The sequence below is a fragment of the Aquamicrobium zhengzhouense genome (genome assembly GCF_016124105.1).
Lineage (GTDB): Bacteria > Pseudomonadota > Alphaproteobacteria > Rhizobiales > Rhizobiaceae > Aerobium > Aerobium zhengzhouense.
The window spans coordinates 1-22,198 of the sequence record NZ_JADGMQ010000003.1 but is presented as its reverse complement, the minus strand read 5'-3'; the positions used below and the strand labels follow the sequence as shown (position 1 = coordinate 22,198).

The window sequence follows — 22,198 nt, the reverse complement described above, 5'->3', positions numbered from 1 at the left end:
GCTTTGTCGAAACGATTCCCTAGCAAGGCTGACCCTGATAAAGTGCCGTCTTCCTCAGCGATCAGGTGATTTCGCAATTGTGCTCAGCTCAACACAAGATGAGAACTTCTAGCACTGAACCACAGGCTGCGGTGTCGGTTGCGGTTCTGCACGAGGGCCGCTTCTTGCTCGTCCGCCGTGGTCGCGCCCCGGCAAAGGGGCTTTACGCGTTCCCAGGCGGCCGTGTTGAGCCAGGTGAAACACTTGCCGAGGCTGTAAGCCGTGAGGCGCAGGAAGAGACCGGAGCGAGACTGACGGACATTGCGCCCGTCATTGATCTGCACATTCCTGCCGAGGACTCAGATCGCATCGAGTTTATCCTGAGTGTGCATTCGGCTCGGTTTGCCGGCGGCGTGATCGCGGCAGGGGATGATGCGGATGCCGCAATGTGGGTGACTGTCGAGGAAATGATACGCCTGCCATTGGCGGGCTCCGTTCTGGAAATAGCGCAGCAGATTGCAAACGGGACCAAGCCTGAGGCGCCATGATCATGATACGCCGACTTCTCCTGATCCTTCCGGCAGCGCTGGCGCTCACACTCGCTCCTCCCCTGAGAGCGGCTGATTCTCCGATCGAGAATCAGCTCCTGCGCATCTCCGAAATTCTCGGAGCGCTTCACTATCTTCGCAATCTTTGCGGCGAGGAGAGTACCGAATGGCGCGACAGGATGAACAGCCTTCTGGAGGCTGAGAACCCCGATGAAAGTCGGCGGGTAAAGTTCGTTGCAAGCTTCAACAGCGGGTATCGCAGCTTCGAGGAAACCTATGCCACTTGCACCTCTTCGGCGGTCGAGGCGATCAACCGATATACGCGCGATGGGGAAGCTCTTGCGCGCGATACGGCCACCCGTTTTGGGAATTAACCATAACGTTCGTTCGTAGAGGGTTTATTAACTTTTACACTAATGTGGCGCGCCCCGCCGCATTTGCTGTGCTAGGGAATTAACGGGACATTAAGGACGCTGCTTCGCCGATTCGGCGGGCAGCCTGCATGGGTGGATCGAATGGATCAGAGCCTCGCCGACATCGACACATTGATACGTGAAGAAAAGCGCCTGTCGGCTGTTGAAAGTTGCGAAGATGCTTGGGCAGACGGCCTTGCCGCCGGAATCGAGCCGGATATCATGGCCGAAGCAGCCATTGCTACGGCACTCACCGAGTTGCTGCAAAGCAGCGGTGAATCGACAGCGCTCTCGATGATTGAGAAGATGCGTGAACGCCTCCTCGCAGGTGAGTTTGCCCGCGACCTGAGCTTTCACTGAGGGCGGGGCGCAAGGCGTATTCCGTTTCGGCTTCTGGTCATTAAATGGGTGAATTCTTCTGAAGGTTCTAGGGATCGCAGCTTGATGGTGAAGTCACAGTCTCCTTTGCCATACGCCTCCAGGTTCAAGTTGAGTGTTGCTGTTGTTGCGCTCGCTCTGGCCTTGCCGGACGCGGGCCCTGCCTGGGCCCTCAGCGAACTGCAGCGAGAAGACGTTCAAATTCCGGAAGAAACTGAAGCCGGCGATGAAATCATCCGGGAGCAGCTTCCGCCTCCCCCCGGCACAGAGGAAACTCCGTCAGACGGTGCGAACGACGCGCCTTCGCCATCCGAAAGCCAGGGTGAGGATCGCCCTTCCCGCCAGATTGGTCCCGTGCCGTTTCCTGATCCTGTGGTCATTCCGCAGAACACGCGACGTGCCGATGAAGAGTCTGGCGAAACGAGCGGTTCCGACGTACCGGTTCCGGTAGTCGAATACGATACCGCAAAGCTTCCAGAGCCGGTACGCAGGCTACGCGAGGAGATCATGGCGGCGTGCCTTAGCGGCGAGCTCGAGCGCCTTCGTCCGCTACTGCAGACTGGCGAGAACGCAACGCAGCTTTCGTTCGGCTCCATCCCGAGTGATCCAATCGAATTCATGCGCAGCATATCGGGAGACGGGGAAGGTCATGAGATCATGGCCATCCTCTACGAGGTGCTGGCGAGCGGATATGTGCTTGAGGAGATCGAAGACGACCAGATGTATATCTGGCCCTACTTCTACTCGGTCCCGCTCGACACGCTCACCCCAGCTCAGCGGGTGGAGCTGTTCCAGCTGGTCACTGCGGGCGACTACGAGGACATGAAAAACTTCGGCGGCTATATCTTCTACCGCGTCGGCATCACGCCGGACGGGCGCTGGCAGTTCTTCGTGGCGGGCGACTAGCTCCGCGCTCCGGGCGGCCTGACTTGCCGCCCGCTGCTCCAAGGCCTACGTAAAGGTCTTCACCCTAGCGACGGACCGATTCCTCATGCCCACAGTGCATCTTCCCGATCGGATTCTCATCCGGCTCGACGGCCCTGATACAGAACACTTTCTGCAGAATATCATCACGACGGACCTCGATCAGCTTCCTGCTGGCCACGCCAAACCCGGCGCGCTCCTGACACCTCAGGGGAAAATTATGTTCGACTTCCTCGTCTCGCGCACGAGCGATGAAGGCTTGATGCTGGACTGTCGCGCGGACGTTGCCGACGACCTCCTGCGTCGCCTGATGATGTACCGATTGCGTGCGAAGGTGGATATTTCGAAGCAAGATCAATTATTTATCCTCGCATCATGGGACAATGATTCATCTGCCTCAGAAATAGATTCAACCGGCGATGCCTCACTGGTCGATGCTCGTTTTCCGCCCTCTCAAAAGGTCTACCGAGTTTACTCAACCGCGAGGACCGGGAGCGCAGCCATCGAAGATTATGTGGCGCTGCGCATTGCCCACGGTGTTGTGGAAAGTGGTTCAGATTATCAACTCAGCGATGCGTTCCCCCACGACATTCTCCTTGATCTCGCAGGTGGCGTTGGGTTCCGAAAGGGCTGTTACGTTGGCCAGGAAGTCGTGTCACGCATGCAGCATCGCGGAACCGCACGGCGCCGCGTCATGCTCGTGAAGGCAGACAGCCCCCTTCCCGCCAGTGGTAGCGAGCTTACCGTCAACGGTCGGACGATCGGCACGCTAGGCAGCGTATCTGGCAAACATGGGATCTCGATTGTCCGCATCGATCGTGTGAAGGATGCGCTTGATGCAGGAACACCTATTGAAGCTCAGTCGATACCGGTAGAGCTTTCGATCCCGAGCTGGGCAGATTACACCTTGCCGCAGGCGGATTCAGGCGATCTGGACTAATGGCCGACAAAGCTACTGCGTCCCCGCGCGCCTGGCAGCGAATGCTGTCCGGGCGCAGATTGGATCTGCTTGACCCATCGCCTCTCGACGTCGAGATTACTGATATTGCGCATGGCCTTGCGCGGGTTGCTCGCTGGAACGGACAGACACAAGGCGACCACGCCTATTCCGTCGCCCAGCACTCCCTTCTCGTTGAAGATATTTTCTGCCGGATCTCATCAAACTGTTCGCCATCCGATCGTATGGCCGCACTTCTCCACGACGCCCCCGAATATGTCATTGGCGACATGATCTCACCATTCAAGGCGGTGGTGGGAGGTGGCTACAAGGAAGTCGAACTGCGGCTTCAGCACGCCATTCACTTGCGTTTTTCACTCTCAGCCAACCCAACCGAGCGGCTGAAAAAGGCGATCAAACGGGCTGATCAGATAGCTGCGTGGTATGAAGCAACACGGCTCGCCCGCTTTACCGAGAGCGAGGCTGCGAAGATTTTCGGGCGGCCACGCGGTGTGACCGATGAGGGGCTGCCTTTGCACCCAATGCCTGCCTCACATGCCCAAGAAGCGTTCCTGGCGCGTTTTCAGGAAATCGAAGCCTTGCGCCGATAGGCTCTACCGATCGTGAACTGTTCAGCTCATTTTGCGGCGTGCCCATAGCGTTCGGCGTGCTAGATTGCGGCTATGAGGAAGCTGTTAAGTTCCGCCATCGTGTTGTTCGCCATCGCACCGTCGATCGCGCAGGCCGCGTGCCCTGCACGTGTCGGCGTCTCCTACGGCGACACGCTGCAATCGATAGCATCGGCGTGTGGTGTAAATGTCGAAGCGCTAAAACAGGCCAATCCGGGTTTGCGCCCGGAGACCCTCCAGGCCGGCACTTACATTGCGGTTCCCAAACCGGTTCTGCTGACGCCACCACCTGTGATCGGGCGGCCCTCCATTCAGACCTTTCCATCGCTGGTCGGTCCGGCCACAGGCGGAGACTCTCGCTCGACGGTCATTCTTCCGCCGCAGCCTACGCCCGTACCGCAACAACACATACTGCGGGGATTTGGCAATCAGCCCGGGCAACTTCCTTTGCCGCCGGGCCACGCGGATCCGTTCAATGACTTCCCTTTCATGAACCCTGCTCATCAACGGAATTGAATTCTCCTATCCGTTCAATTCATTTCCGGCGAACGCCGAAAACGGTTAGCGTGATCCGGCATATTGAAGGATTCCGGCCATGGTAGCTGATGTTCATTCCCAATCCTCTTCAGCACGCCTGCCGTGGCTGATCATCATCTGCGGGTGCCTGGTCGCGCTGCTTACTTTCGGCCCCCGTTCCGCGATGGGCTTTTTCCAGTTACCGATGCTGGCGGAAAAAGGCTGGGACCGCACCACCTTCGGCCTAGCCATGGCCATTCAGAATCTCGCCTGGGGCCTCGGCACGCCGATTTTCGGCGCTTTGGCAGACAAGTACGGGACGTGGCGCGTTTTGGCGCTCTCCGGGGTGATGTACGCGGCTGGGCTGGTCCTGATGGCCGCCGCCACTTCGCAAACGATGCTGCACGTCGGTGGGGGTGTTCTCGTCGGCCTTGGCGTTGCCTCCGGCTCGTTCGGCATCGTTCTTGCCGCATTTGCGCGTAACGTTGCGCCTGAGCAGCGCAGCTTTGTATTTGGCCTTGGAACTGCAGCCGGTTCAGCCGGCATGTTTCTGTTCGCCCCCCTCAGCCAGGGACTGATCTCGCAATATGGATGGTACGATGCTCTGGTCATCATGAGCGTCATGATGCTCATCATACCCGTGTTTGCCATCCCGCTACGCGGAAACGCCTCTTCCGGCATCACACAGACCACTTACAAACAGACCGCCACCGAGGCGCTAAAGGAAGCGCTTGGTCATCGCAGCTATCTGCTGCTTACCTCCGGCTTTTTCGTCTGCGGTTTTCAGGTCGCGTTCATTACGGCGCACTTCCCGGCCTATATTTCCGATATCGGCATCGACGCACGCTACGCGGTCATTGCGCTTGCTTTGATCGGGTTCTTCAACATCATCGGCTCTCTAGCCGCCGGCTTCATTGGCCAGCGTTATTCCAAGCCGATCTTCCTCGCATGGATTTATCTGGGCCGTTCGGTCCTCGTCACGGCGTTCTTGCTGCTGCCGCAGACCCCCGCGACCGTGATTACTTTCGCGATCATCATGGGCCTGCTCTGGCTATCGACCGTGCCCCCCACCAATGCCCTCGTCGCGATTATGTTCGGTACGGCACATCTCGGCATGCTGGGTGGTGTCGTATTCTTCTCCCACCAGATCGGCTCGTTCCTCGGCGTGTGGCTCGGTGGATACCTTTACGACCAGTTCGGCAGCTACGATGGCGTGTGGTGGCTGGGTGTCGTGCTCGGGGTGTTCGCCGCTTTCGTGCACTGGCCGATAGAGGAACGTGCCGTGGAGCGGCCATTGGCACCGGCCCAGTAACCGCTGACCTCAAGGCCGATTGGCGTAGTGTCGCCTCAATGCGCCCAGAAAACCGACGCGAGCTTCGGGCGCACCGATGCCTCGCGGCTGGTAGACATGACGCTCGAAGAAAAACGCAGTGAGCCTGTACGCTTCTTCAAGCGCCTCGGGATCAGCGCGCAGCCCTGATCCCCTCAGTAGGAAAGACGGAAGCGCCAGCATCCGGTCCGCCCAGGGTGCACCGGCCTCGCGTGACACGGCGCGGCCGCTCTTGGGCGACACGTATGTCAGATCCTCGACCTGCCCCGTTGCCGCACATTGGCTAAGGTCCAGCCCAAAGCCGAGCTCCTCGAGCACCATAAGCTCGAACCTCACCACAAGTTCGCCGGCGACCTCCGGTTCCTCAAGGTGCTGCAACAGCACGCCCAGGGTCTCATACAGATGTGGGTGCGGATCGCGTTCTGGCAGAAGTCGCAAGTGCGTCGCCAGCGTCTGCAGTCCGAATACGGCACAGGCGCTGTCGAACAGACGCGCCGCATGCAACTCAATCGGCTCCACCTGAAAAAAGCCAAGATGTTCGTCGAGACGGGCTCTCCAGACGAGGTCGACACGATTCCCCGGCTGCAGAAGTGGCTGCATCTTTCGCGAACGACCACCCTTCACCATGCCAAGATGGCGCCCACGAGCACGCGTCATCACTTCCAGAATGGCGCTCGATTCGCCATGCTTTCTGGTGCCCAGTATGATTCCTTCGTCTCGCCATTCCATCCATGCAGCCTTTCATGAAGGACAATGCAATTACAAGGTGGGCTGCAAACGCAACCGGAAGGGGCAGCGCGTAGTTGATTCCATGCTCAGCAACCGGAGAAGTCGATGATGGGGCCGCAGATCACAATCACGCCCGCCTCCCCGCACAGCGAAGATGCACTTCACTGCATCGAAGCCTATTTTCGCGAGCTGGATGCACGGTTTGAGCCCGGTTTCGATCCGTTCGCGAGCGGATATGCTGAGGAAGCTGACCTCGCCTGTTTCCTCATCCTTCGTGAACGCGGGCGCCCGTTGGGGTGTGGCGCAGTGCGCCTCCTCGATGAACATACCGGTGAGATCAAACAGATGTGGATCGCTCCGGAACTGCGGGGCATGGGTCTCTCGTCCCGTTTGCTTCGAGCGCTGGAGCGCGAAGCCAGAGAGTTGGGCCTCACCAAGATGCGGCTGGATACTCACCACTCTCTCGTAGAGGCAGAGGCCTTGTACCGGAAAGCCGGCTACGCCGAAATCGACCGGTACAACGATAATCCCTACGCGGACCTGTTCTTCGAAAAGACCCTGAAAGACTAAGGTTTAGCCGGGAAATTCCAGCCCCATCTCGCGATAGCGTTCCGGGTCGTTGCCCCAGTTTTCACGCACCTTCACAAACAGGAACAGGTGCACCGGTCGCTCCATGATCTCCGTCAGTTCCTTACGGGATGCCTGACCGATCGAGCGGATTGTCGCGCCCTTGTGCCCGAGAATGATCTTCTTCTGGCTGTCGCGTTCTACGTAGATGACCTGCTCGATGCGGACCGACCCGTCTTTCTTTTCTTCCCAGCGCTCAGTCTCAACATGCGATGAATAGGGAATTTCCTGATGTAGGCGCAGGAAAAGCTTCTCGCGGGTGATTTCGGCTGCGAGTTGCCGCATTGGCAGGTCCGAGACTTCATCCTCTGGATAGTACCATGGCCCCGCTGGAAGAGCCGTTGAAAGGTAATCCAGAAGATCCCGACAACCCGATCCTGTCAGCGCCGACACCATAAAGGTGCGCTCGAAGGCGACGCGCTCGTTGATGTCCGCCGTTAGCTTCAGGAGTTGTTCCGGCCGGACGCGGTCAACCTTGTTCAGGACCAGAATTTTGGGCTGGCGCACATCTCCAAGGTTCTCCAGCAGAGCCTCGGCATCGCCGCGCACCCCGCGTTCCGAATCGATAAGAACCAGAACAATGTCGGCATCCTTCGCCCCGCCCCATGCGGTCGAAACCATCGCGCGATCCAGCCGGCGGCGCGGCGAGAAGATGCCAGGCGTATCGACGAGAACGATCTGTGCATCGCCATGTGTCGCAATACCACGAACGATTGCGCGCGTTGTCTGAACCTTGTGGGTGACGATGGACACCTTGGTGCCGACCAACTGGTTGACCAGGGTGGACTTGCCGGCATTCGGAGCACCAATCAGCGCGACAAATCCGGAACGGGTGTTTACTTGTTCAGTCTCGCTCATCAGCGTGACTCCTCTTTCCAGACGCCTTCGCGAATGAGGACCGTCGTTGCGGCGGCCTGCTCTGCTTCGCGTTTCGAGCGCCCTGTTCCTGTGGCAGGCTCATAGCCCGCAATAGCGACTGACACGTCGAAGACCGGATCGTGATCCGGCCCTGCTCTTCTTTCGACAACGTAGACCGGTGCCGTTTTCGTCATCTGATGAGCCCATTCCTGGAGCTCGGTCTTGGGATCGCGGCGTGCTGCGGTGGGAACCCGCGACCGCTTCTCCCAATAGCGGCTGATGAACGAACGCGCCGCTTCAAGTCCGCCTTCAAGATAGACCGCAGCGATCAACGCTTCCATCACATCGGCACGAAGATTGATCCGCTTTCGGCCAGCGACCGTGCGCAGCTCATTGCCAACGACAATCAGGTCGGAAAGGCCGACCTCGTCTGCCACGTCGGCCAACGTCTCGGCATTTACCAATGCGTTGAGGCGCAGCGAAAGCTCACCTTCCGGCGCGTTCCGGTTGGCCTCGAAGACCATTTGAGCGACCACGAGTCCCAGGACGCGGTCGCCAAGAAACTCGAGACGTTGGTAGTTCCCCTCACCGCCTTTTGCGCTGGCATGAGTTAGTGCCAAGCGCAGGAGGTCAAGGTCTTGGAAAGCGTGCCCGGTGAAAGCCTCGACCTTGCAGACGAGCACATCATCGGGCTTAGGCTTCAAATTCATTGACTTAACGTACCATGTTGAACAAACGCGACGCGCGTAGTTCGCTCGGCCACTTCCAAATTTCCAGCGGGCTTGCACCACCTGCAATGGAGAAGAAGATGATGTTGGCGCGGCCTACGAGATGGTCCTCTGGGACAAAGCCAACTGAAAAACGGCTGTCCGTCGAGTTGTCTCGATTGTCGCCCATCATGAAGTAGTGGCCTTCCGGAACGACGAATTCGCGGGTGTTGTCGCCAATGCCATTCGGCGTCAGGTCCAGAGTTTCGTAGCTCACCCCGTTCGGCAGCGTCTCGCGCCACACCTCGACTGGGCGGTTCATCTCGGTGACGTCGGGATTGTTGACCTCACCCACCTTCTCGCGCTCGACCGGCTCGCCATTGATGATGATCTGTCCGTCGCGCATCTGTACGCGATCTCCTGGCAGACCAATCACCCGCTTGATGTAGTCAAGCGACGGATTTGGAGGGAACTTGAACACGGCGACATCGCCACGCTCCGGCTGGCCACCCCAGATACGCCCCTCGAACAGATCCGGCGAGAACGGCATCGAATGTTTCGAGTAGCCATACGCCCACTTCGTCACAAACAGGTAGTCGCCCTCAAGCAGCGTAGGACGCATCGAACCTGAAGGAATCGAGAATGGCTGGAATAGCAATGTGCGGATCACCAGCGCCAATAGAAGCGCCTGCACGATCACGCTGATCGTTTCACCCAGTCCGCCGGATTTCTTCTGCGATGTGTCGGCCACGCTCGTCTGGTCCTGTTGTTCGGTCGGCGTTCGTCTTAACCTCTTGCCCGCTTGGGGGCAACGCGCCCTTAGCGCTGAACGGGCAATGCCTCGATTATCACGAAAGCCTGGGCAAGGGGAAAATCATCGGTGATGGTCAGATGCAATACAGCTTCGTGACCTTCAGGCACCAATCTGGCGAGTTGTTCGGCAGCGCCACCCGTCAGCTTCATGGTCGGCTTGCCTGATGGCAGATTGATCACACCCATGTCGCGCCAGAAGACGCCCCTTGCGATCCCGGTGCCGAGCGCCTTGGCGCAAGCCTCCTTGGCCGCAAAACGTTTGGCATACGAAGCAGGCCGCTCTTTGCGACCGTCGGACTTCGCCCGTTCGACCCCGGTGAAAACGCGTTCGATGAAGCGCTCTGGATGGCGCTCAAGGGTTGCCTCGATCCGGCGAATGTCGATCAGATCACTGCCTATCCCGATGATCATTCCTGCCCCCTTATCCGTTGACACGCCGCACAGCGCTGACACTCGAGCAATCTTTCAGCTCACGGATCAGATTGTTGAGATGCTTCAGATCCCAAACTTCGAGGTCGAACAGCATCTCCGTGAAATCGGCAGCGGTCTGGACCATGTCGAGACGATGGATGTTAGCGTCATTAGCCGCAACAACCTGCGCAATCGCAGCGAGCGATCCGGGCTCATTGATAGCGGTCACTGAGACACGTGCGGGAAACCGCTCCTTGGCGGCTTCGTCGATATCCCAACGCACATCGATCCACCGCTCAGGCTGATCGTCAAACGCAGTCAGCTCCGGCGACTGGATCGGGTAGATCGTGATTCCCTTGCCTGGCTCCAGGATACCGACGATCCGGTCGCCCGGTACCGCACCTTCGGCAGCAAAGGACACCGGTAGATCGCCACGAACACCGCGGATGGGTAGCGCACCTCTGCTGTCGTCAGTGCTCTTGCGGCTCTTGCGCCCCGGAACCTGGAACAACATCCCGGCAGCATTGCGCAGGTTGAACCACCCCTCCTCTCGCGGCTTCGCGGAGGCAGGTTCAGGCTTGTGGTCAGGAATGACTGCGCGCATGACATCGACAGAGGACAGCTCTCCGCGACCAACAGCGGCCAGCACATCCTCAACGTCCTTACGGGCAAGCCGGTGAAGCACAGGCTTGATTTGCTCCCGGGAAAACGTCTTGCCCGCGCGTTCAAAGGCGCGTTCGAGAATACGGACGCCAAGACCGGAGTATTGTTTACGAATCGCGTTTTTGGTCGCGCGACGAATTGCTGAGCGGGCTTTGCCCGTTACGACGATCGATTCCCAAGCCGCGGGCGGCACCTGCGCTTTTGAACGGATGATCTCGACTTCATCGCCATTCTTGAGTTCCGTCATCAACGGCATGACACGGCCGTTGACCTTCGCGCCCACGCAAGTGTCACCGACGTCCGTGTGCACGGCATAGGCAAAGTCAATCGGTGTTGCACCGCGCGGAAGCGCAATCAGGCGGCCCTTCGGCGTGAAAGCGAACACCTGATCCTGGAAGAGTTCCAGCTTCGTATTCTCGAGGAAGTCCTCCGGGTTGTCCCCCTCCGACAGCGCTTCGATGGTCTGACGCAGCCATGCGTAGGCGTTGCTGTCCTTCGATACCGAGTGTCCGGCAGCATTGGTCGTCGACCCATGATCCTTGTAGATCGAGTGCGCTGCGACACCGTATTCAGCCACGGTGTCCATCGCTTGCGTGCGGATTTGAAGTTCGACGCGCTGCCGCGATGGGCCGACGACAGTCGTGTGAATGGACCGATAGTCGTTTTGCTTTGGGGTCGAGATGTAATCCTTGAAACGGCCCGGCACCATCGACCAGGTAGTATGGATCGCGCCCAGTGCGCGGTAGCAATTTTCCACATTCGCCACCACAACGCGGAAACCGATCAGGTCAGACAATTGCTCGAAGGAAATTGCTTTGGTTTCCATCTTGCGGAAGACCGACCAGGGCTTCTTGCGGCGGCTTTTCACTTCAGCGTAAAGGGCTCGCTCTACGAAAAGGTCCGAAAGCGCCTGCTCTACTTCTTCGATGACGCCCTGGTTACGGTCGAAAAATTCCTCAAGACGCTGTGTCACCGCCTTGTGGGCTTCCGGATTGATCGTACGAAAAGCGAGCTCTTCGAGCTCCTCGCGCATATCCTGCATACCCATGCGACCGGCCAACGGCGCATAGATATCCATCGTTTCCTCGGCGATACGGATGCGCTTGTCAGGCCGCATCGCGCCAAGTGTGCGCATGTTGTGGAGCCGGTCAGCCAGCTTTACCAGCAGGACGCGTACGTCGTCGGAGATCGCGAGCAGGAGCTTTCGCAGATTTTCCGCCTGCTCCGCCTTCTTGGACACGAGATCGAGCTTCTTCAGCTTGGTCAGTCCCTCGACGAGCTTGCCCATGTCCGGGCCAAACAGCTGGTCGATCTCCTGGCGGGTCGCTGACGTGTCCTCGATTGTGTCATGGAGAAGCGCAACGGCAATGGTCGCTTCATCCATGCGCATCTCAGTAAGGATGGCCGCAACCTCAAGGGGGTGCGAGAAATACGGGTCCCCTGACGCACGCTTCTGGTGGCCATGCTTCTGCATGGCATAGACATAAGCTTTGTTCAGAAGCGCCTCGTTGACATCCGGCTTGTAGCGCTGAACACGCTCCACAAGCTCGTACTGTCGCATCATTGGCGCGTTTCCTATCATCTAAAACAAGACATGCGCCGCGAGTTCACACGGCGCATGTCTAGATAACCATGAATGCGTCGCCGATAAAGCGGCGAAAGCTATGCCAGAGATCAGAAGTCGTCGCTCTTTTCGGGCGCGACCAGACCTTCGATGCCTGCGAGCAGGTCCTCTTCGCTCATGCGATCGAAGACAACATTCTCTTCCTCAGGCTCGTCACCAGCGCCAGTAGCCACCGGCAGCGCATCCGGAACATCGTTTTCCGGCTCGTCAACTTCGACGTGCTTCTGCAACGAGTGGATCAGATCCTCACGCAGATCGCCCGGAGAAAGCGTCTCATCCGCAATCTCGCGAAGCGCCACAACCGGGTTCTTGTCGTTGTCCCGATCGACGGTGATCGGAGCGCCCTGGCTGATCAGGCGGGCGCGGTGTCCTGCGAGCAGGACGAGCTCGAAGCGATTGTCGACCTTGTCGATGCAATCCTCAACAGTTACGCGGGCCATGCATTGCCCCTTTCTTCGATGAAATGTCGGAGAGTCTCGCGGTCCTTATCGCGAAAAAGCGTCTAACACAAGCGTTTCGGCACACCTCCCCACTGTCGGACGACCAACCGTAGCACAAAATACGAGTTACCCTTGGAAAGTGATTTAGATCGCGTTATCTCGTTTATATTGGTGACAAACGGATAGTTTCAATATGTTCGACCCTCGGGAAAAGATTGGACTCTTCATCGATGGCGCGAATCTCTACGCCACCTCGCGATCACTTGGATTTGACATAGATTACCGGAGGCTCCTGACGGCGTTCAAGAGCCGCGGTTACCTGTTGAGGGCATACTATTACACGGCTCTGGTTGAAGATCAGGAGTACTCCTCCATCAGGCCGTTGATCGATTGGCTGGACTACAACGGCTACAAGGTTGTGACCAAGCCGGCCAAGGAATTCACAGACGCCACCGGCCGGCGAAAGATTAAAGGCAATATGGATATCGAGCTTGCGGTCGATACGCTGAGCCTTTGCGAATATATCGATCACTATGTGATATTCTCGGGCGATGGCGATTTTCGCACCCTTGTGGAAGCGCTTCAGCGCAAGGGGCGGAAAGTCTCGATCGTGTCGACCCTGGCTTCTCAGCCACCGATGATTTCCGACGATCTTCGCCGACAGGCCGATAACTTCATTGACCTAATGTCGCTCAAGAACGAAATAGGGCGCGATCCGGGCGAGCGACCTGCGCGCCGTCCCGAACCTGAAGCTGATTTCGACGAAGACGATCTGTGATCCCCAAAAGACTCTCGGAGCCGCCGCACGACTGCCCCCTCTGTCCGCGTCTCCACCATTTCATCGCCGAATGGCGGGAACGCGAGCCGGAATGGTTCAATGGGCCGGTCCCGACCTTCTTCTCCCGTGACGGCGACGAGAGCGTTCGTCTTCTGATCGTGGGGCTTGCACCTGGCCTTCGAGGTGCGAACCGCACTGGCAGGCCTTTCACCGGCGACTACGCGGGCGAACTGCTTTACGCGACGCTGAAGCGTTTCGGATTTTCGACTGGCGAATTCCAGGCACGGCCGGACGATGGCGTCGAGCTGATAGGCGCTGCTTTGACGAATGCGGTGCGTTGTGTGCCACCCGAGAACAAGCCCGTGGGGGCTGAAGTCAATACGTGCCGGAGCTTCCTGAAACTGACGATCGAACGTTTCCGCAATTTGCAGGCGATCGTCACTCTTGGCACGATCGCCCACCAGTCGACAATTCGCGCTCTTGGCCAGCGGGTGTCAGACTTCCCGTTCAGTCATGGCGGACAGGGCAAGATTGGCAACGTATCGGTGTTTTCGAGCTATCACTGCTCGCGTTACAACACGAACACAGGCCGGCTGACCGAGGAAATGTTTGTCGACGTTTTTAAAAGCGTCGCGAATTACCTGGGCGAACGCTCGAACTAAAAGCGGCAATTGACGCGGCCAATTAGCCGCGCTCTTTCAGAAGCCTGCCCTTTTCGCGGTTCCAGTCCCGCAGCTTTTCAGTCTGGCGCTTGTCGTGGAGCTTCTTGCCACGCGCGATCGCAAGTAGCAGTTTGGCGCGTCCGCGATCGTTGAAGTAGATCTTCAACGGCACCATCGTCATGCCTTCACGATCAACCGCCTGCGTCATCCTGGCGATCTCGCGCTTATTCAGCAGGAGCTTACGGCGGCGCCTCGGCTCATGGTTGAACCGGTTGCCCTGCAAATATTCCGGCAAATAGGAATTGATCAGCCAGATCTCGCCGTCCTCATTCGAGGCATAGCTTTCCTGGATGTTCGCATGCCCTTCGCGCAAGGATTTGACCTCGGTACCTGTCAGCGCAAGACCGGCCTCATAGGTGTCGATTACCTCATACGAATACCGCGCCTTGCGGTTTTCCGCGACCGTCTTGCCGGTGGGTTTCTTCTCCTTGCTCATGGTCTCCGCGCGTATCTGCCGTGCCTCAATTCAATAGACCGGCATGGATCAATGCCGCATCGATACGCTCCGCAGTCGACTCCTCGACAGTCATCAATGGCGAGCGCACGATGTTCTCCACCTTTCCAAGGCGTGACAGTGCGTACTTGGCACCGGCAACGCCTGGCTCGATGAAGATAGCCTTATGTAGGGGCATCAGGCGATCCTGCAACTCCAGCGCCTTCTCCTTATCGCCAGCAAGCGAAGCTGCCTGGAATTCCGCGCAAAGACGTGGCGCAACGTTCGAGGTCACGGAAATCGCACCGACACCGCCATGAGCGTTGAAGCCGAGTGCGGAAGCATCTTCACCCGAAAGCTGGATGAACTCCTTGCCACAGGTCATGCGCTGTTCCGAGACGCGCTCGATCTTTCCGGTCGCATCCTTCACACCAACGATGTTCTTGAAGTCGTTTGCCAGACGACCCATCGTCTCCGGCGTCATGTCGATCACCGACCGCGGCGGAATATTGTAGATGATGATCGGCAGCTTCGTCGAACGCGCGATTTCCGCATAGTGAGCGTAAAGACCGCGCTGGGTCGGCTTGTTGTAATACGGGGTCACGATGAGGACGGCGTCAGCTCCCACCTTTTCGGCGTGGCGCACGAGCTCGATCGCTTCGACCGTGTTGTTCGACCCGGCTCCGGCAATGACAGGAACGCGACCAGCGGACACCTCGACGGCCAGCTCAACCACTTCGCGATGCTCTGCATGACTCAGCGTGGGAGATTCGCCGGTAGTACCGACTGGTACGAGGCCGGTTGTGCCCTCTTCAATCTGCCATTCGCAAAATGCCCGGAAGGCATCTTTGTCCAGGGCGCCTTCGCGCGTGAACGGCGTGACTAGCGCGGTCAAGGACCCTCTGAACATAGTGTGCTCCAAAACTTTTCTCGGACATTGAGCGTACGAACTTGCGTTGGCTTCATAGTATCGCCACCTGGAGTCCGCAAGATGCTCTGAAGTTGGTCATTACATTGGGACGATCTGCGCTAACCATTCGTTTACGACATCTTCACCGCTTATGTGCGAGCGTCGGCACACCCAACCCACCACGTAGCTCGTCTGGCCTAGGGACTATTCATGAAAGACACGACACGCGCATGCGCGGCACTCGTCGGCATTGCCTTTCTCACCAGCACCAGTTCAGCTCTGGCCTTTACAAATCTGCCGGACGCTGGCCCCCTTCCCTTTGATCGACCCTACACTGCGGCAGGAGCAAAGATCATTGATCGCGCCACGACCGGCTCGATCGCCGCCAGCGCCACTGCCGGCATGATGGCATCAAAATTGACGGGCACAGGCAATATTGCGCGACTAAAGTCTGGTCTCGACGCAATTTCTTCCGGCGACATCTCGAAAGCGCGCGTTGCCAGAGACAATCTGCCGACGAATTCGCTAGATCGTCACATATTGATGTGGGCGATTGCCATATCCGGAGGCCCAGATGTCTCGAGCAGCGAAATTGCTGAAGCTGCGAGGCTGCTCTCAGCATGGCCCGGCATGGCCACCCTGCGGGCAAATTCAGAGCGCGCACTCTATCGGGAAAATCCCGCGCCTCGCAAAGTCCTTGAGGCATTTGGAAATACGCAGCCTCAGACCTTCCAGGGCGCCCTCGCTCTCGCTCGCGCACACATGGCTGTCGGAAGCACCGACAAAGCCCGTGCTGTGCTCGGACGAATGTGGCGAACAGAAAGACTTGATGCAAAAGACGAACAAGCGATCATTCGCGAGTTCGGGCGTGTCATCTCCACTGCGGACCATCGGTTCCGCGCAGAGCGCATGCTCTATTCGGACCGCGTCAGTTCGGCAGAACGGGTAGCCTCGCTAGCCGGGGCAAAGGAACTCGTAGCAGCGTTCGCGGCCGTGACCCGCAACGAAAAAAATGCCGCCAAGCTGCTCGCAGCCGTGCCGCGTGCGCAACGAGGCGCCGCCTACATCTTCGCCGAAGCACGCCATCACCGGCGCAATGAGCGCTTCAAGCAGGCCGCATCGGTCATGCTGAAAGCTCCGCGTGATGCTGCAAGCCTAGTCGACCCTGACGCCTGGTGGGTCGAGCGCCGCGTCCTTTCGCGGGAACTTCTGGACATCGGGGATCCCGCGACAGCCTACAAGATTGCGGCTGCTCATTCGGCGGAAAGCCCGGCACAGGCGGTTGATGCGGAATTTCACGCAGGTTGGTACGCGTTCCGCGGCCTCGGTGATGCACGAACCGGCGCTCGCCACTTCGCGCGCATCGCGGAAATCTCCGACGGTCCCATCTCGCTGTCGCGAGCCAATTACTGGCTCGGCCGCGCCGCTGAGGCGGGTGGGCCAGGTAATGCACGCCAGTACTACGAGCGCGCCGCTCAGTATGGCACCGCCTTCTATGGCCAGCTGGCCGCCGCAAAGCTTGGACGCAATATCATCCCGGCCTCCTACCCTGCTCCATCGGACGCAGATCGCACCAATTTCGAGCGTCGGCATGCCGTACAAGCCATCGGTCGCCTTGAGCAGGCTGGTCATGGCCGACGAGCCGAAAGCCTCTACCGCGCGCTTGCGCAGGAGCTTTCAAGTACCGGTGAGCTCGCGCTGCTGGCAGTCATGGCAGAACGCCAAGGTAACCACTATCTGGCGCTGCGCGTCGGCAAGTGGGCCGCAGCACGAGGCCTGTCTGTAGGCGCTCTCGCTCATCCGGTAGGAGCCATCCCGGGCAATGCGAACATTTCAGGTGCAGGCAAGGCGCTTGCCTACGCCATTGCCCGGCAGGAGAGCGAGTTCAACATTTCCGCGAAATCAGGTGCCGGGGCCCTGGGACTCCTGCAACTAATGCCAGGAACGGCAAAGGAAATGGCAAAGCGAGCAGGCGTCTCCTATTCGCCAAACAAACTGACGACGGACCCTGCGTATAATGCGACACTTGGATCGCAATATCTGAACGATCAGCTCGCGCATTTCGACGGCTCTTACATCCTGACCTTTGCCGGATACAACGCGGGTCCCCGCCGCGCGCAGGAATGGATCCAGCGTTATGGCGACCCTCGCGGCAAGTCCGTCGAGGAGGTCATCGACTGGGTCGAGCGTATTCCGTTCACCGAAACCCGCTCCTATGTGCAGCGCGTAATGGAGAACTATCAGGTCTATAAGATGCGCCTGACGGGCCAGATGAATATCGCCCGCGATCTGGTTCACGGACGTCGATAACCTTTCGTCTGCATCCGGCCGGTAACGCGGTTCTCACATCTCCAGTTCAAGAGCGCTTTCGTAGCGCTCTTTTTTTTGCGCGGGAAAAACCGCTGACAGACAAAAAAAGAACCCGGCGGTTGCCCGCCGGGTCCTCTCAAATCAACTCAAAGAGCCGATTAGAACGAACGCTCGAAGCGAAGACGTGCTTCGATCACGTCGACGTCCTGACCGCCGATCTCGGTCATCGAGTAACGCATCTCCGGGAGGATGCTCAGGCCGTTAACCGGCTTCCACTCGAGACCACCGGTGAACTGCCAAGCGTCGTCGAACTCAACGCCACCAAGGTCAAAGCCTTCGAACCACTGGACGGTCGCACGAGCGGTCAGGGTGTCGGTCAGAGCTGCACGAGCGTAACCAACTGCCGACCATTCGCTGGTCGGAGCGTAGCCAACTGCAACGCCGTCGAGGTAGCGAGCGCCGTATGCGCTGTCGAAGCTGCTGCCGTACTGGACCTGCAGGCCAACGGTGACCGGGTTGAAGACAACCTCTGCACCGATCTTACCGCCCCACTCGCCAGCTTCGTTGTCATAGCCAGCTGCACCGACGATGACGCCCCAGCCCTGGCTGTAACGAACGACTGCTTCCAGGTTCGGCTCGAACTCGGTGGTGTTCTCGTTCTCGACGACAGCACCGGTCAGCGACAGGCCGTTACCAGCGTTGAAGGTGTACGAGACGACACCGGTGCTGGTCGGGTTGATGCTGGCGTTGTTGCCGCGGATGCCGTTGAAGATGCCGCCGTTGTGCAGGCCACCCAGAGCGCGGTTGTGGTACGGGGTGTCGGTCTTACCAACGAGGAAGGTGCTTGCGCCGTTCTCAAGCGAGATGAAGGCGTGCGCGAGGTTGGTCGAGGTGCCCGAGCCGCTGATGCCGCCGTTGCTGCCCCAGTTGAACTCAACCTCGGCGAAGCTGCGCAGGGTGCCCCACTCGGTGGCGGTGCGAGCGTCGAAGGTCGGTGCGAAACGTGCGAACTTGTCGAAGTTGTCGCCGTTGCCGAGAGCGCCAGCGTCGACGTCGCGGTAGCGCATTTCGTAACGGACATAACCACCAACCTTCAGGCAGGTCTCGGTGCCCGGGATGTAGAAGAAGCCGGTGCCGTAGGTGTCGCAGATGCGGACATATTCCATCGGCTCTGGCTCTGCGATGATGATCGCGTCAGCAGCCTGAGCCGAAACAGCGACAGCAGCCGCTGCGGAGCCGAGAAGAAGGCTCTTGATGTTCATTTTCTGACCTCCAGTCAAAGTTACAAAACGGGTCTGGGTATTTTTTACGCTGAAGGACAGCTTGTGCCTGCCCCATCCCCAATCTGAAGACAACGCGATTCCGCTCTCTTCGGGGCCGAGAATACGCGGGTCAGCCATTCGATCAACAAAGTTCGGCCCCGAACCACCCGACTACCATATGGTATAAGACCATCCTGTGGCAGAAAGGTCACGATTTGATGGTGGCCATTAATGAAGCATTAACAACCACAAGAGCCGATGAGATTCTCCGCGCGTCGCTGGCAGGAGTCGTCGCGATACCGACTGGATCGATTCCGCTGAAGGGTTCCGTAGCGGCACGCATACGTGCACCACAGCAAGAAAAGCCCTGTGCTGTGCTGGGCCTATATATAAAGCATCGTACACGTTGTGGATGCTGAAAGTTTAGCTCATTCGGGCCGAAATATCGCTTGTATCATAAGGCTTCACGGGTTAGTTGAGGCGCAACGGAGAGGTGGCCGAGTGGTCGAAGGCGCTCCCCTGCTAAGGGAGTAGGGCTCAAAAGGCCCTCGTGGGTTCGAATCCCATCCTCTCCGCCACGGCGGATCCACTCTTCGCCAATTACGCGCAAGACGCTGTTTTCCCGACATGATTTCCAGGCTGGGAACCCAAATGAGGGTGTCTGTGCCATGGATGTATCGTCAGAAGTATCGCTGAATGTATCGCCCGAAGTATCGCTCGGAAGGACGCGTTCGGCGGCCCGGGAAGCATCCTCCAAACGCCCGCGCGGCACAGGGGCCGGGCGGTACCTCGTGCGATCAGGTTCCGTTTACATCTTCCAGATTAGGGTTCCGAAGGACCTTTGCGGCCACGAGCTTCCCCTCGTCCGCGTCAGCCTCGGCGCGCTGACCGCGAGGCAGGCCCGCATCCGGGCGGACATCATGGCGGCTCATGCCCGCCTCTTCTTCGAGGGAGTGAGGACAAGAAAGTTGGCAAACGGGCAAGACGAAGACGGAGCGAGCAGCCGCAGCGAAGCTTACGGACCGGGCGCACCACAATTCACGGGTGAGACGCCGTTGGAAGTGCTGGCCGAGGCGCGTGGTTATCTGAAGGCCATGGCGTCCGTGATTTCCGGAGAGGCTCCGACGTCTCCGCCACATCAGGAGGCGGCGCTCGAGGGTCTGCGAGGTCTGGTAGGCATTGCGCGCGAGGTGGCCAAGGCGCCTGCGGGAAATCCAATAATCATGGAGAATGCCGATCTGCTGAAGGCCCGCTACGTGGCGAAGGTTCAAGGCGCCGATCGAGCTATGGCAACGGCGACGACGACGACAGTCGGCACGAGTGGCGAAGCCCCGAAGGCTGCGCCGCCTGCGCCTGAATCCCGCATCGACGCGCTTGGCCCCGCTGCCCAGCCGCCCGCTCCCTCGCATTCGCCGAAGGCGGCACCGAGGCAACCCGTCCCCGCCTTTGAGCTTGACCGCCGCACGGTTGCTCGACCTGCCTCCTCCAAGCCGCTGTTCAGTACCATCGCGGCCGAGTATTTCGAGGCAAGGGCCGTAAAATCCGGCGAAGACAATCCCGACATCAAGACCGCTCGATACCGATGTGACCTCTTCGTCGAGCTCGTTGGCGACCATCCGGTCGACACATACACGTCTGCGGACTTGCAGGCTTACGTCAAGTTCTTGAAGTACTGGCCCGCCAAGGAAAAGGACCGCCCCAGGGACCTGTCCGCCAGGGAAATCATCGCCATGAATCAGGACCTGTCCCGGAAGCCCCTGGCGAGAAAATCCCTTCGCGAAGGGTATGTCGGAGCCGTCAAGGCAGTGATCCGCTCGCGAATGGCGGTGTACGATTATTCGAACCCATTCGCTGGCGTGACCATTTCTTACCCCGACACCGCCACTCCCAGTCAGGCCAGGGAACCGCTCAGCGCCCTGCAGTTGAGCAAGATCTTCGCCGCTGGCGTCGGGCGCGGTTTCCTCGACGAGGCCATGCTGCCCCTTCTCGGCCATTTGACCGGAAGAAGGCTTGGCCTGCTGGTACACCTCACCGGAGCCGATATTCGGGAAAAGTACGAAGGTGTCTGGGTCGCGCAGACCAACGGCATCATTAAGGTGAACAAGACCTGGCAACGGGTGCCGATCAAAACGCAGGCCAGCACGACCTTCTTCGTCCTGCATGACTTCCTCCGGGAGATCGGCTTTGTGGAATGGGCGACCTCGCAAGGTGATGGCTTCCTGTTCCCGGAACTGATGCGACTCGCCGATCCCTCCAAGAGCGCGAGTTCCTACATGGCGCGCCTGTTCAAACGGGCGGGCATCACGGGCAAGCACAAGGAGGTGTTTCATTCGCTTCGGGGCGGTTACATCGAAATGATGCGCGACAGCAAGGTGGACGCGCGCGACCGCAAGCTCCAAGCGGGACATACCCTCAGCGACGAGCACGACCTCTATGGCTTCCGGGCGATCAGCGAGAGCCGAGCGCGTGAGATGGCGCATGTCCGGCTGATGGAGCGCGTCGACTACTCTATGTTCAAGGGACTTGATTTCGACAAGCTGGCCAGCGCCAAGCGGACGTCCGGACGCAAGAAGAAGTGACAGCTGCGCCGCTCGTGGGCTCCGTCTTGCTTCACAGCAGAGCGATCAGATGGCAAAGATCGATGCCGTTTCCTCTTTCTCTCCCGGGATCCCCCTGGGCAACAAGTGAGGCTTGCCGATCGCTGAGATTGCCTCACATCCGGGCCACGGTTTCATGAGGAAGTCGTTCGATTGGGTCGGAATGAGGTGGGGAACCGCCTCTGCAGTCGTGGACGTCACGAAGCAATTGCTCCCACTGCCTCATGCCCTTGAGACGTCCTCTGGGACCTCGATCAGAGGATCAGTGTAAAGCTCACCACCAGCAAGAGCCGTAAAGGCGGCCTTTACTGCTTGCCGCCCCGAAGATGTCACCATCACACTTGCGTATTTGTCATGCTCCCGTGGCGCAGGCTGCACGTCGGCCGCATCAGACGTCGATGACCATTGCGGGGTCGAAGAGCGGATTCTCGTTTCTGTAGCCCTTGGGGTTGGCCACCACCCTCGTGCTGCCAACGCGGTAGTCGAACGTGTCGTGGACATGGCCGTGCACCCACAGGTCAGGGCGGCCCGCTTTGATAAGTGACGACAGGTCGCTGACGAGTAAGCGTCCGGTGAGGTCCCCTTTGAGATTTCCAGCGAACACCTGAAGTTACGTCACTAATTCCGTCATTAGGGACGTCATCAGGGAATGATTATGGG

The 22,198-nt window shown here is 58.8% G+C and carries 24 protein-coding genes and 1 tRNA gene; 14 read left to right on the top strand and 11 right to left on the bottom strand.

All coding sequences use genetic code 11. The annotated features are described in order from the left end of the window. Nucleotides 1-98: 98 nt before the first annotated feature. The 8 genes from IOD40_RS06100 (at nucleotide 99) to IOD40_RS06065 (ending at nucleotide 5,636) form a co-directional block, all read left to right on the top strand. Complete coding sequence (locus tag IOD40_RS06100) at nucleotides 99-527, top strand: NUDIX hydrolase (protein WP_198475408.1); 429 nt, start codon at nucleotides 99-101, stop codon at nucleotides 525-527. Between the two features lie 2 nt (nucleotides 528-529). Then, the gene (locus IOD40_RS06095; protein WP_233713874.1) at nucleotides 530-901 is read left to right on the top strand and encodes a TIGR02301 family protein; all 372 of its coding nucleotides are present in this window, start codon (nucleotides 530-532) and stop codon (nucleotides 899-901) included. 141 nt (nucleotides 902-1,042) lie between these two features. Continuing rightward, nucleotides 1,043-1,300 (top strand): hypothetical protein, encoded by a 258-nt coding sequence (locus tag IOD40_RS06090; protein ID WP_198475404.1) that lies wholly within the window; start codon nucleotides 1,043-1,045, stop codon nucleotides 1,298-1,300. Nucleotides 1,301-1,429: 129 nt separating this feature from the next. Next, entirely contained in the window at nucleotides 1,430-2,224 is a 795-nt protein-coding gene (locus IOD40_RS06085; protein ID WP_233713873.1) for a hypothetical protein, read from the top strand. 85 nt (nucleotides 2,225-2,309) lie between these two features. After that, a complete protein-coding gene (gene ygfZ / locus IOD40_RS06080; protein WP_198475400.1) occupies nucleotides 2,310-3,182 on the top strand; it encodes a CAF17-like 4Fe-4S cluster assembly/insertion protein YgfZ in 873 nt (290 codons plus the stop codon). Further along, nucleotides 3,182-3,790, top strand: a complete 609-nt coding sequence (locus IOD40_RS06075; RefSeq protein ID WP_198475397.1) for an HD domain-containing protein — start codon at nucleotides 3,182-3,184, stop codon at nucleotides 3,788-3,790. The genes ygfZ and IOD40_RS06075 overlap by 1 nt, the downstream gene beginning before the upstream one ends. A 72-nt stretch (nucleotides 3,791-3,862) precedes the next feature. Next, nucleotides 3,863-4,324, top strand: coding sequence for a LysM peptidoglycan-binding domain-containing protein (locus IOD40_RS06070; RefSeq protein ID WP_198475395.1), 462 nt, complete (start codon nucleotides 3,863-3,865; stop codon nucleotides 4,322-4,324). 79 nt (nucleotides 4,325-4,403) lie between these two features. Further along, entirely contained in the window at nucleotides 4,404-5,636 is a 1,233-nt protein-coding gene (locus IOD40_RS06065; protein ID WP_198475394.1) for an MFS transporter, read from the top strand. Between the two features lie 9 nt (nucleotides 5,637-5,645). Here IOD40_RS06065 and recO read toward each other — a convergent pair whose 3' ends face one another. After that, nucleotides 5,646-6,383: a DNA repair protein RecO gene (recO, locus tag IOD40_RS06060; protein WP_198475392.1), complete on the bottom strand. Its 738-nt coding sequence runs from the start codon at nucleotides 6,381-6,383 to the stop codon at nucleotides 5,646-5,648. Nucleotides 6,384-6,488: 105 nt separating this feature from the next. On the opposite strand from recO, the gene IOD40_RS06055 reads away from it, so the two are divergent. Then, complete coding sequence (locus tag IOD40_RS06055) at nucleotides 6,489-6,953, top strand: GNAT family N-acetyltransferase (protein ID WP_198475390.1); 465 nt, start codon at nucleotides 6,489-6,491, stop codon at nucleotides 6,951-6,953. Between the two features lie 3 nt (nucleotides 6,954-6,956). Here IOD40_RS06055 and era read toward each other — a convergent pair whose 3' ends face one another. From era to rpoZ, 6 genes are all read right to left on the bottom strand, one after another. Beyond that, nucleotides 6,957-7,889, bottom strand: coding sequence for a GTPase Era (gene era / locus IOD40_RS06050; RefSeq protein ID WP_407649107.1), 933 nt, complete (start codon nucleotides 7,887-7,889; stop codon nucleotides 6,957-6,959). Continuing rightward, nucleotides 7,868-8,578, bottom strand: a complete 711-nt coding sequence (gene rnc, locus IOD40_RS06045; protein ID WP_198475386.1) for a ribonuclease III — start codon at nucleotides 8,576-8,578, stop codon at nucleotides 7,868-7,870. Before rnc ends, era begins: the two co-directional genes overlap by 22 nt. A gap of 4 nt (nucleotides 8,579-8,582) precedes the next feature. Further along, nucleotides 8,583-9,326, bottom strand: coding sequence for a signal peptidase I (lepB, locus tag IOD40_RS06040; RefSeq protein ID WP_198475384.1), 744 nt, complete (start codon nucleotides 9,324-9,326; stop codon nucleotides 8,583-8,585). A 68-nt stretch (nucleotides 9,327-9,394) separates the two neighbouring features. Further along, nucleotides 9,395-9,799 carry a holo-ACP synthase gene (gene acpS, locus IOD40_RS06035; protein ID WP_198475382.1) on the bottom strand — a complete coding sequence of 135 codons (405 nt, stop codon included), beginning with the start codon at nucleotides 9,797-9,799 and terminating at the stop codon, nucleotides 9,395-9,397. Nucleotides 9,800-9,809: 10 nt separating this feature from the next. After that, nucleotides 9,810-12,026, bottom strand: a complete 2,217-nt coding sequence (locus IOD40_RS06030) for a RelA/SpoT family protein (RefSeq protein WP_198475380.1) — start codon at nucleotides 12,024-12,026, stop codon at nucleotides 9,810-9,812. A 110-nt stretch (nucleotides 12,027-12,136) separates the two neighbouring features. Next, nucleotides 12,137-12,526 carry a DNA-directed RNA polymerase subunit omega gene (gene rpoZ / locus IOD40_RS06025; RefSeq protein WP_198475378.1) on the bottom strand — a complete coding sequence of 130 codons (390 nt, stop codon included), beginning with the start codon at nucleotides 12,524-12,526 and terminating at the stop codon, nucleotides 12,137-12,139. A 193-nt stretch (nucleotides 12,527-12,719) separates the two neighbouring features. Between rpoZ and IOD40_RS06020 the strand changes: the two genes are divergently transcribed. Beyond that, entirely contained in the window at nucleotides 12,720-13,304 is a 585-nt protein-coding gene (locus IOD40_RS06020; RefSeq protein WP_198475376.1) for a LabA-like NYN domain-containing protein, read from the top strand. Further along, nucleotides 13,301-13,966 carry a uracil-DNA glycosylase gene (locus tag IOD40_RS06015; protein ID WP_198475374.1) on the top strand — a complete coding sequence of 222 codons (666 nt, stop codon included), beginning with the start codon at nucleotides 13,301-13,303 and terminating at the stop codon, nucleotides 13,964-13,966. Before IOD40_RS06020 ends, IOD40_RS06015 begins: the two co-directional genes overlap by 4 nt. 22 nt (nucleotides 13,967-13,988) lie before the next feature. Here the strand turns inward: IOD40_RS06015 and smpB are convergent, their stop codons facing one another. Together smpB and dapA are read right to left on the bottom strand one after the other, a co-directional pair. Further along, complete coding sequence (gene smpB, locus IOD40_RS06010; RefSeq protein WP_198475372.1) at nucleotides 13,989-14,462, bottom strand: SsrA-binding protein SmpB; 474 nt, start codon at nucleotides 14,460-14,462, stop codon at nucleotides 13,989-13,991. A gap of 25 nt (nucleotides 14,463-14,487) precedes the next feature. Beyond that, the gene (gene dapA / locus IOD40_RS06005; protein WP_198475370.1) at nucleotides 14,488-15,369 is read right to left on the bottom strand and encodes a 4-hydroxy-tetrahydrodipicolinate synthase; all 882 of its coding nucleotides are present in this window, start codon (nucleotides 15,367-15,369) and stop codon (nucleotides 14,488-14,490) included. Nucleotides 15,370-15,579: 210 nt separating this feature from the next. On the opposite strand from dapA, the gene IOD40_RS06000 reads away from it, so the two are divergent. After that, nucleotides 15,580-17,679, top strand: coding sequence for a lytic transglycosylase domain-containing protein (locus IOD40_RS06000; RefSeq protein ID WP_198475368.1), 2,100 nt, complete (start codon nucleotides 15,580-15,582; stop codon nucleotides 17,677-17,679). A 158-nt stretch (nucleotides 17,680-17,837) separates the two neighbouring features. On the opposite strand, the gene IOD40_RS05995 is transcribed toward IOD40_RS06000, so the two are convergent. Beyond that, entirely contained in the window at nucleotides 17,838-18,941 is a 1,104-nt protein-coding gene (locus IOD40_RS05995) for a porin (RefSeq protein WP_198475366.1), read from the bottom strand. Nucleotides 18,942-19,428: 487 nt separating this feature from the next. On the opposite strand from IOD40_RS05995, the gene IOD40_RS05990 reads away from it, so the two are divergent. Together IOD40_RS05990 and IOD40_RS05985 are read left to right on the top strand one after the other, a co-directional pair. Further along, nucleotides 19,429-19,519, top strand: a tRNA-Ser gene (locus IOD40_RS05990). Between the two features lie 213 nt (nucleotides 19,520-19,732). Continuing rightward, nucleotides 19,733-21,520, top strand: coding sequence for a site-specific integrase (locus IOD40_RS05985; RefSeq protein ID WP_198475364.1), 1,788 nt, complete (start codon nucleotides 19,733-19,735; stop codon nucleotides 21,518-21,520). A 406-nt stretch (nucleotides 21,521-21,926) separates the two neighbouring features. Here IOD40_RS05985 and IOD40_RS19855 read toward each other — a convergent pair whose 3' ends face one another. Then, the gene (locus IOD40_RS19855; RefSeq protein ID WP_210336812.1) at nucleotides 21,927-22,142 is read right to left on the bottom strand and encodes a metallophosphoesterase family protein; all 216 of its coding nucleotides are present in this window, start codon (nucleotides 22,140-22,142) and stop codon (nucleotides 21,927-21,929) included. Nucleotides 22,143-22,198 lie beyond the last annotated feature (56 nt).

Bases quoted from the DNA above. Each gene is read 5' to 3' on its own strand.
- IOD40_RS06065 (WP_198475394.1), top strand. From the start codon at position 4,404: ATGGTAGCTGATGTTCATTCCCAATCCTCTTCAGCACGCCTGCCGTGG.
- IOD40_RS06020 (WP_198475376.1), top strand. From the start codon at position 12,720: ATGTTCGACCCTCGGGAAAAGATTGGACTCTTCATCGATGGCGCGAAT.
- IOD40_RS06000 (WP_198475368.1), top strand. From the start codon at position 15,580: ATGAAAGACACGACACGCGCATGCGCGGCACTCGTCGGCATTGCCTTT.
- IOD40_RS06100 (WP_198475408.1), top strand. From the start codon at position 99: ATGAGAACTTCTAGCACTGAACCACAGGCTGCGGTGTCGGTTGCGGTT.
- rpoZ (WP_198475378.1), bottom strand. From the start codon at position 12,526: ATGGCCCGCGTAACTGTTGAGGATTGCATCGACAAGGTCGACAATCGC.
- IOD40_RS06055 (WP_198475390.1), top strand. From the start codon at position 6,489: ATGATGGGGCCGCAGATCACAATCACGCCCGCCTCCCCGCACAGCGAA.
- IOD40_RS06095 (WP_233713874.1), top strand. From the start codon at position 530: ATGATACGCCGACTTCTCCTGATCCTTCCGGCAGCGCTGGCGCTCACA.
- smpB (WP_198475372.1), bottom strand. From the start codon at position 14,462: ATGAGCAAGGAGAAGAAACCCACCGGCAAGACGGTCGCGGAAAACCGC.
- IOD40_RS06090 (WP_198475404.1), top strand. From the start codon at position 1,043: ATGGATCAGAGCCTCGCCGACATCGACACATTGATACGTGAAGAAAAG.
- dapA (WP_198475370.1), bottom strand. From the start codon at position 15,369: ATGTTCAGAGGGTCCTTGACCGCGCTAGTCACGCCGTTCACGCGCGAA.
- acpS (WP_198475382.1), bottom strand. From the start codon at position 9,799: ATGATCATCGGGATAGGCAGTGATCTGATCGACATTCGCCGGATCGAG.
- IOD40_RS05995 (WP_198475366.1), bottom strand. From the start codon at position 18,941: ATGAACATCAAGAGCCTTCTTCTCGGCTCCGCAGCGGCTGCTGTCGCT.
- ygfZ (WP_198475400.1), top strand. From the start codon at position 2,310: ATGCCCACAGTGCATCTTCCCGATCGGATTCTCATCCGGCTCGACGGC.
- IOD40_RS06070 (WP_198475395.1), top strand. From the start codon at position 3,863: ATGAGGAAGCTGTTAAGTTCCGCCATCGTGTTGTTCGCCATCGCACCG.
- recO (WP_198475392.1), bottom strand. From the start codon at position 6,383: ATGGAATGGCGAGACGAAGGAATCATACTGGGCACCAGAAAGCATGGC.
- IOD40_RS06030 (WP_198475380.1), bottom strand. From the start codon at position 12,026: ATGATGCGACAGTACGAGCTTGTGGAGCGTGTTCAGCGCTACAAGCCG.
- IOD40_RS06075 (WP_198475397.1), top strand. From the start codon at position 3,182: ATGGCCGACAAAGCTACTGCGTCCCCGCGCGCCTGGCAGCGAATGCTG.
- rnc (WP_198475386.1), bottom strand. From the start codon at position 8,578: ATGAATTTGAAGCCTAAGCCCGATGATGTGCTCGTCTGCAAGGTCGAG.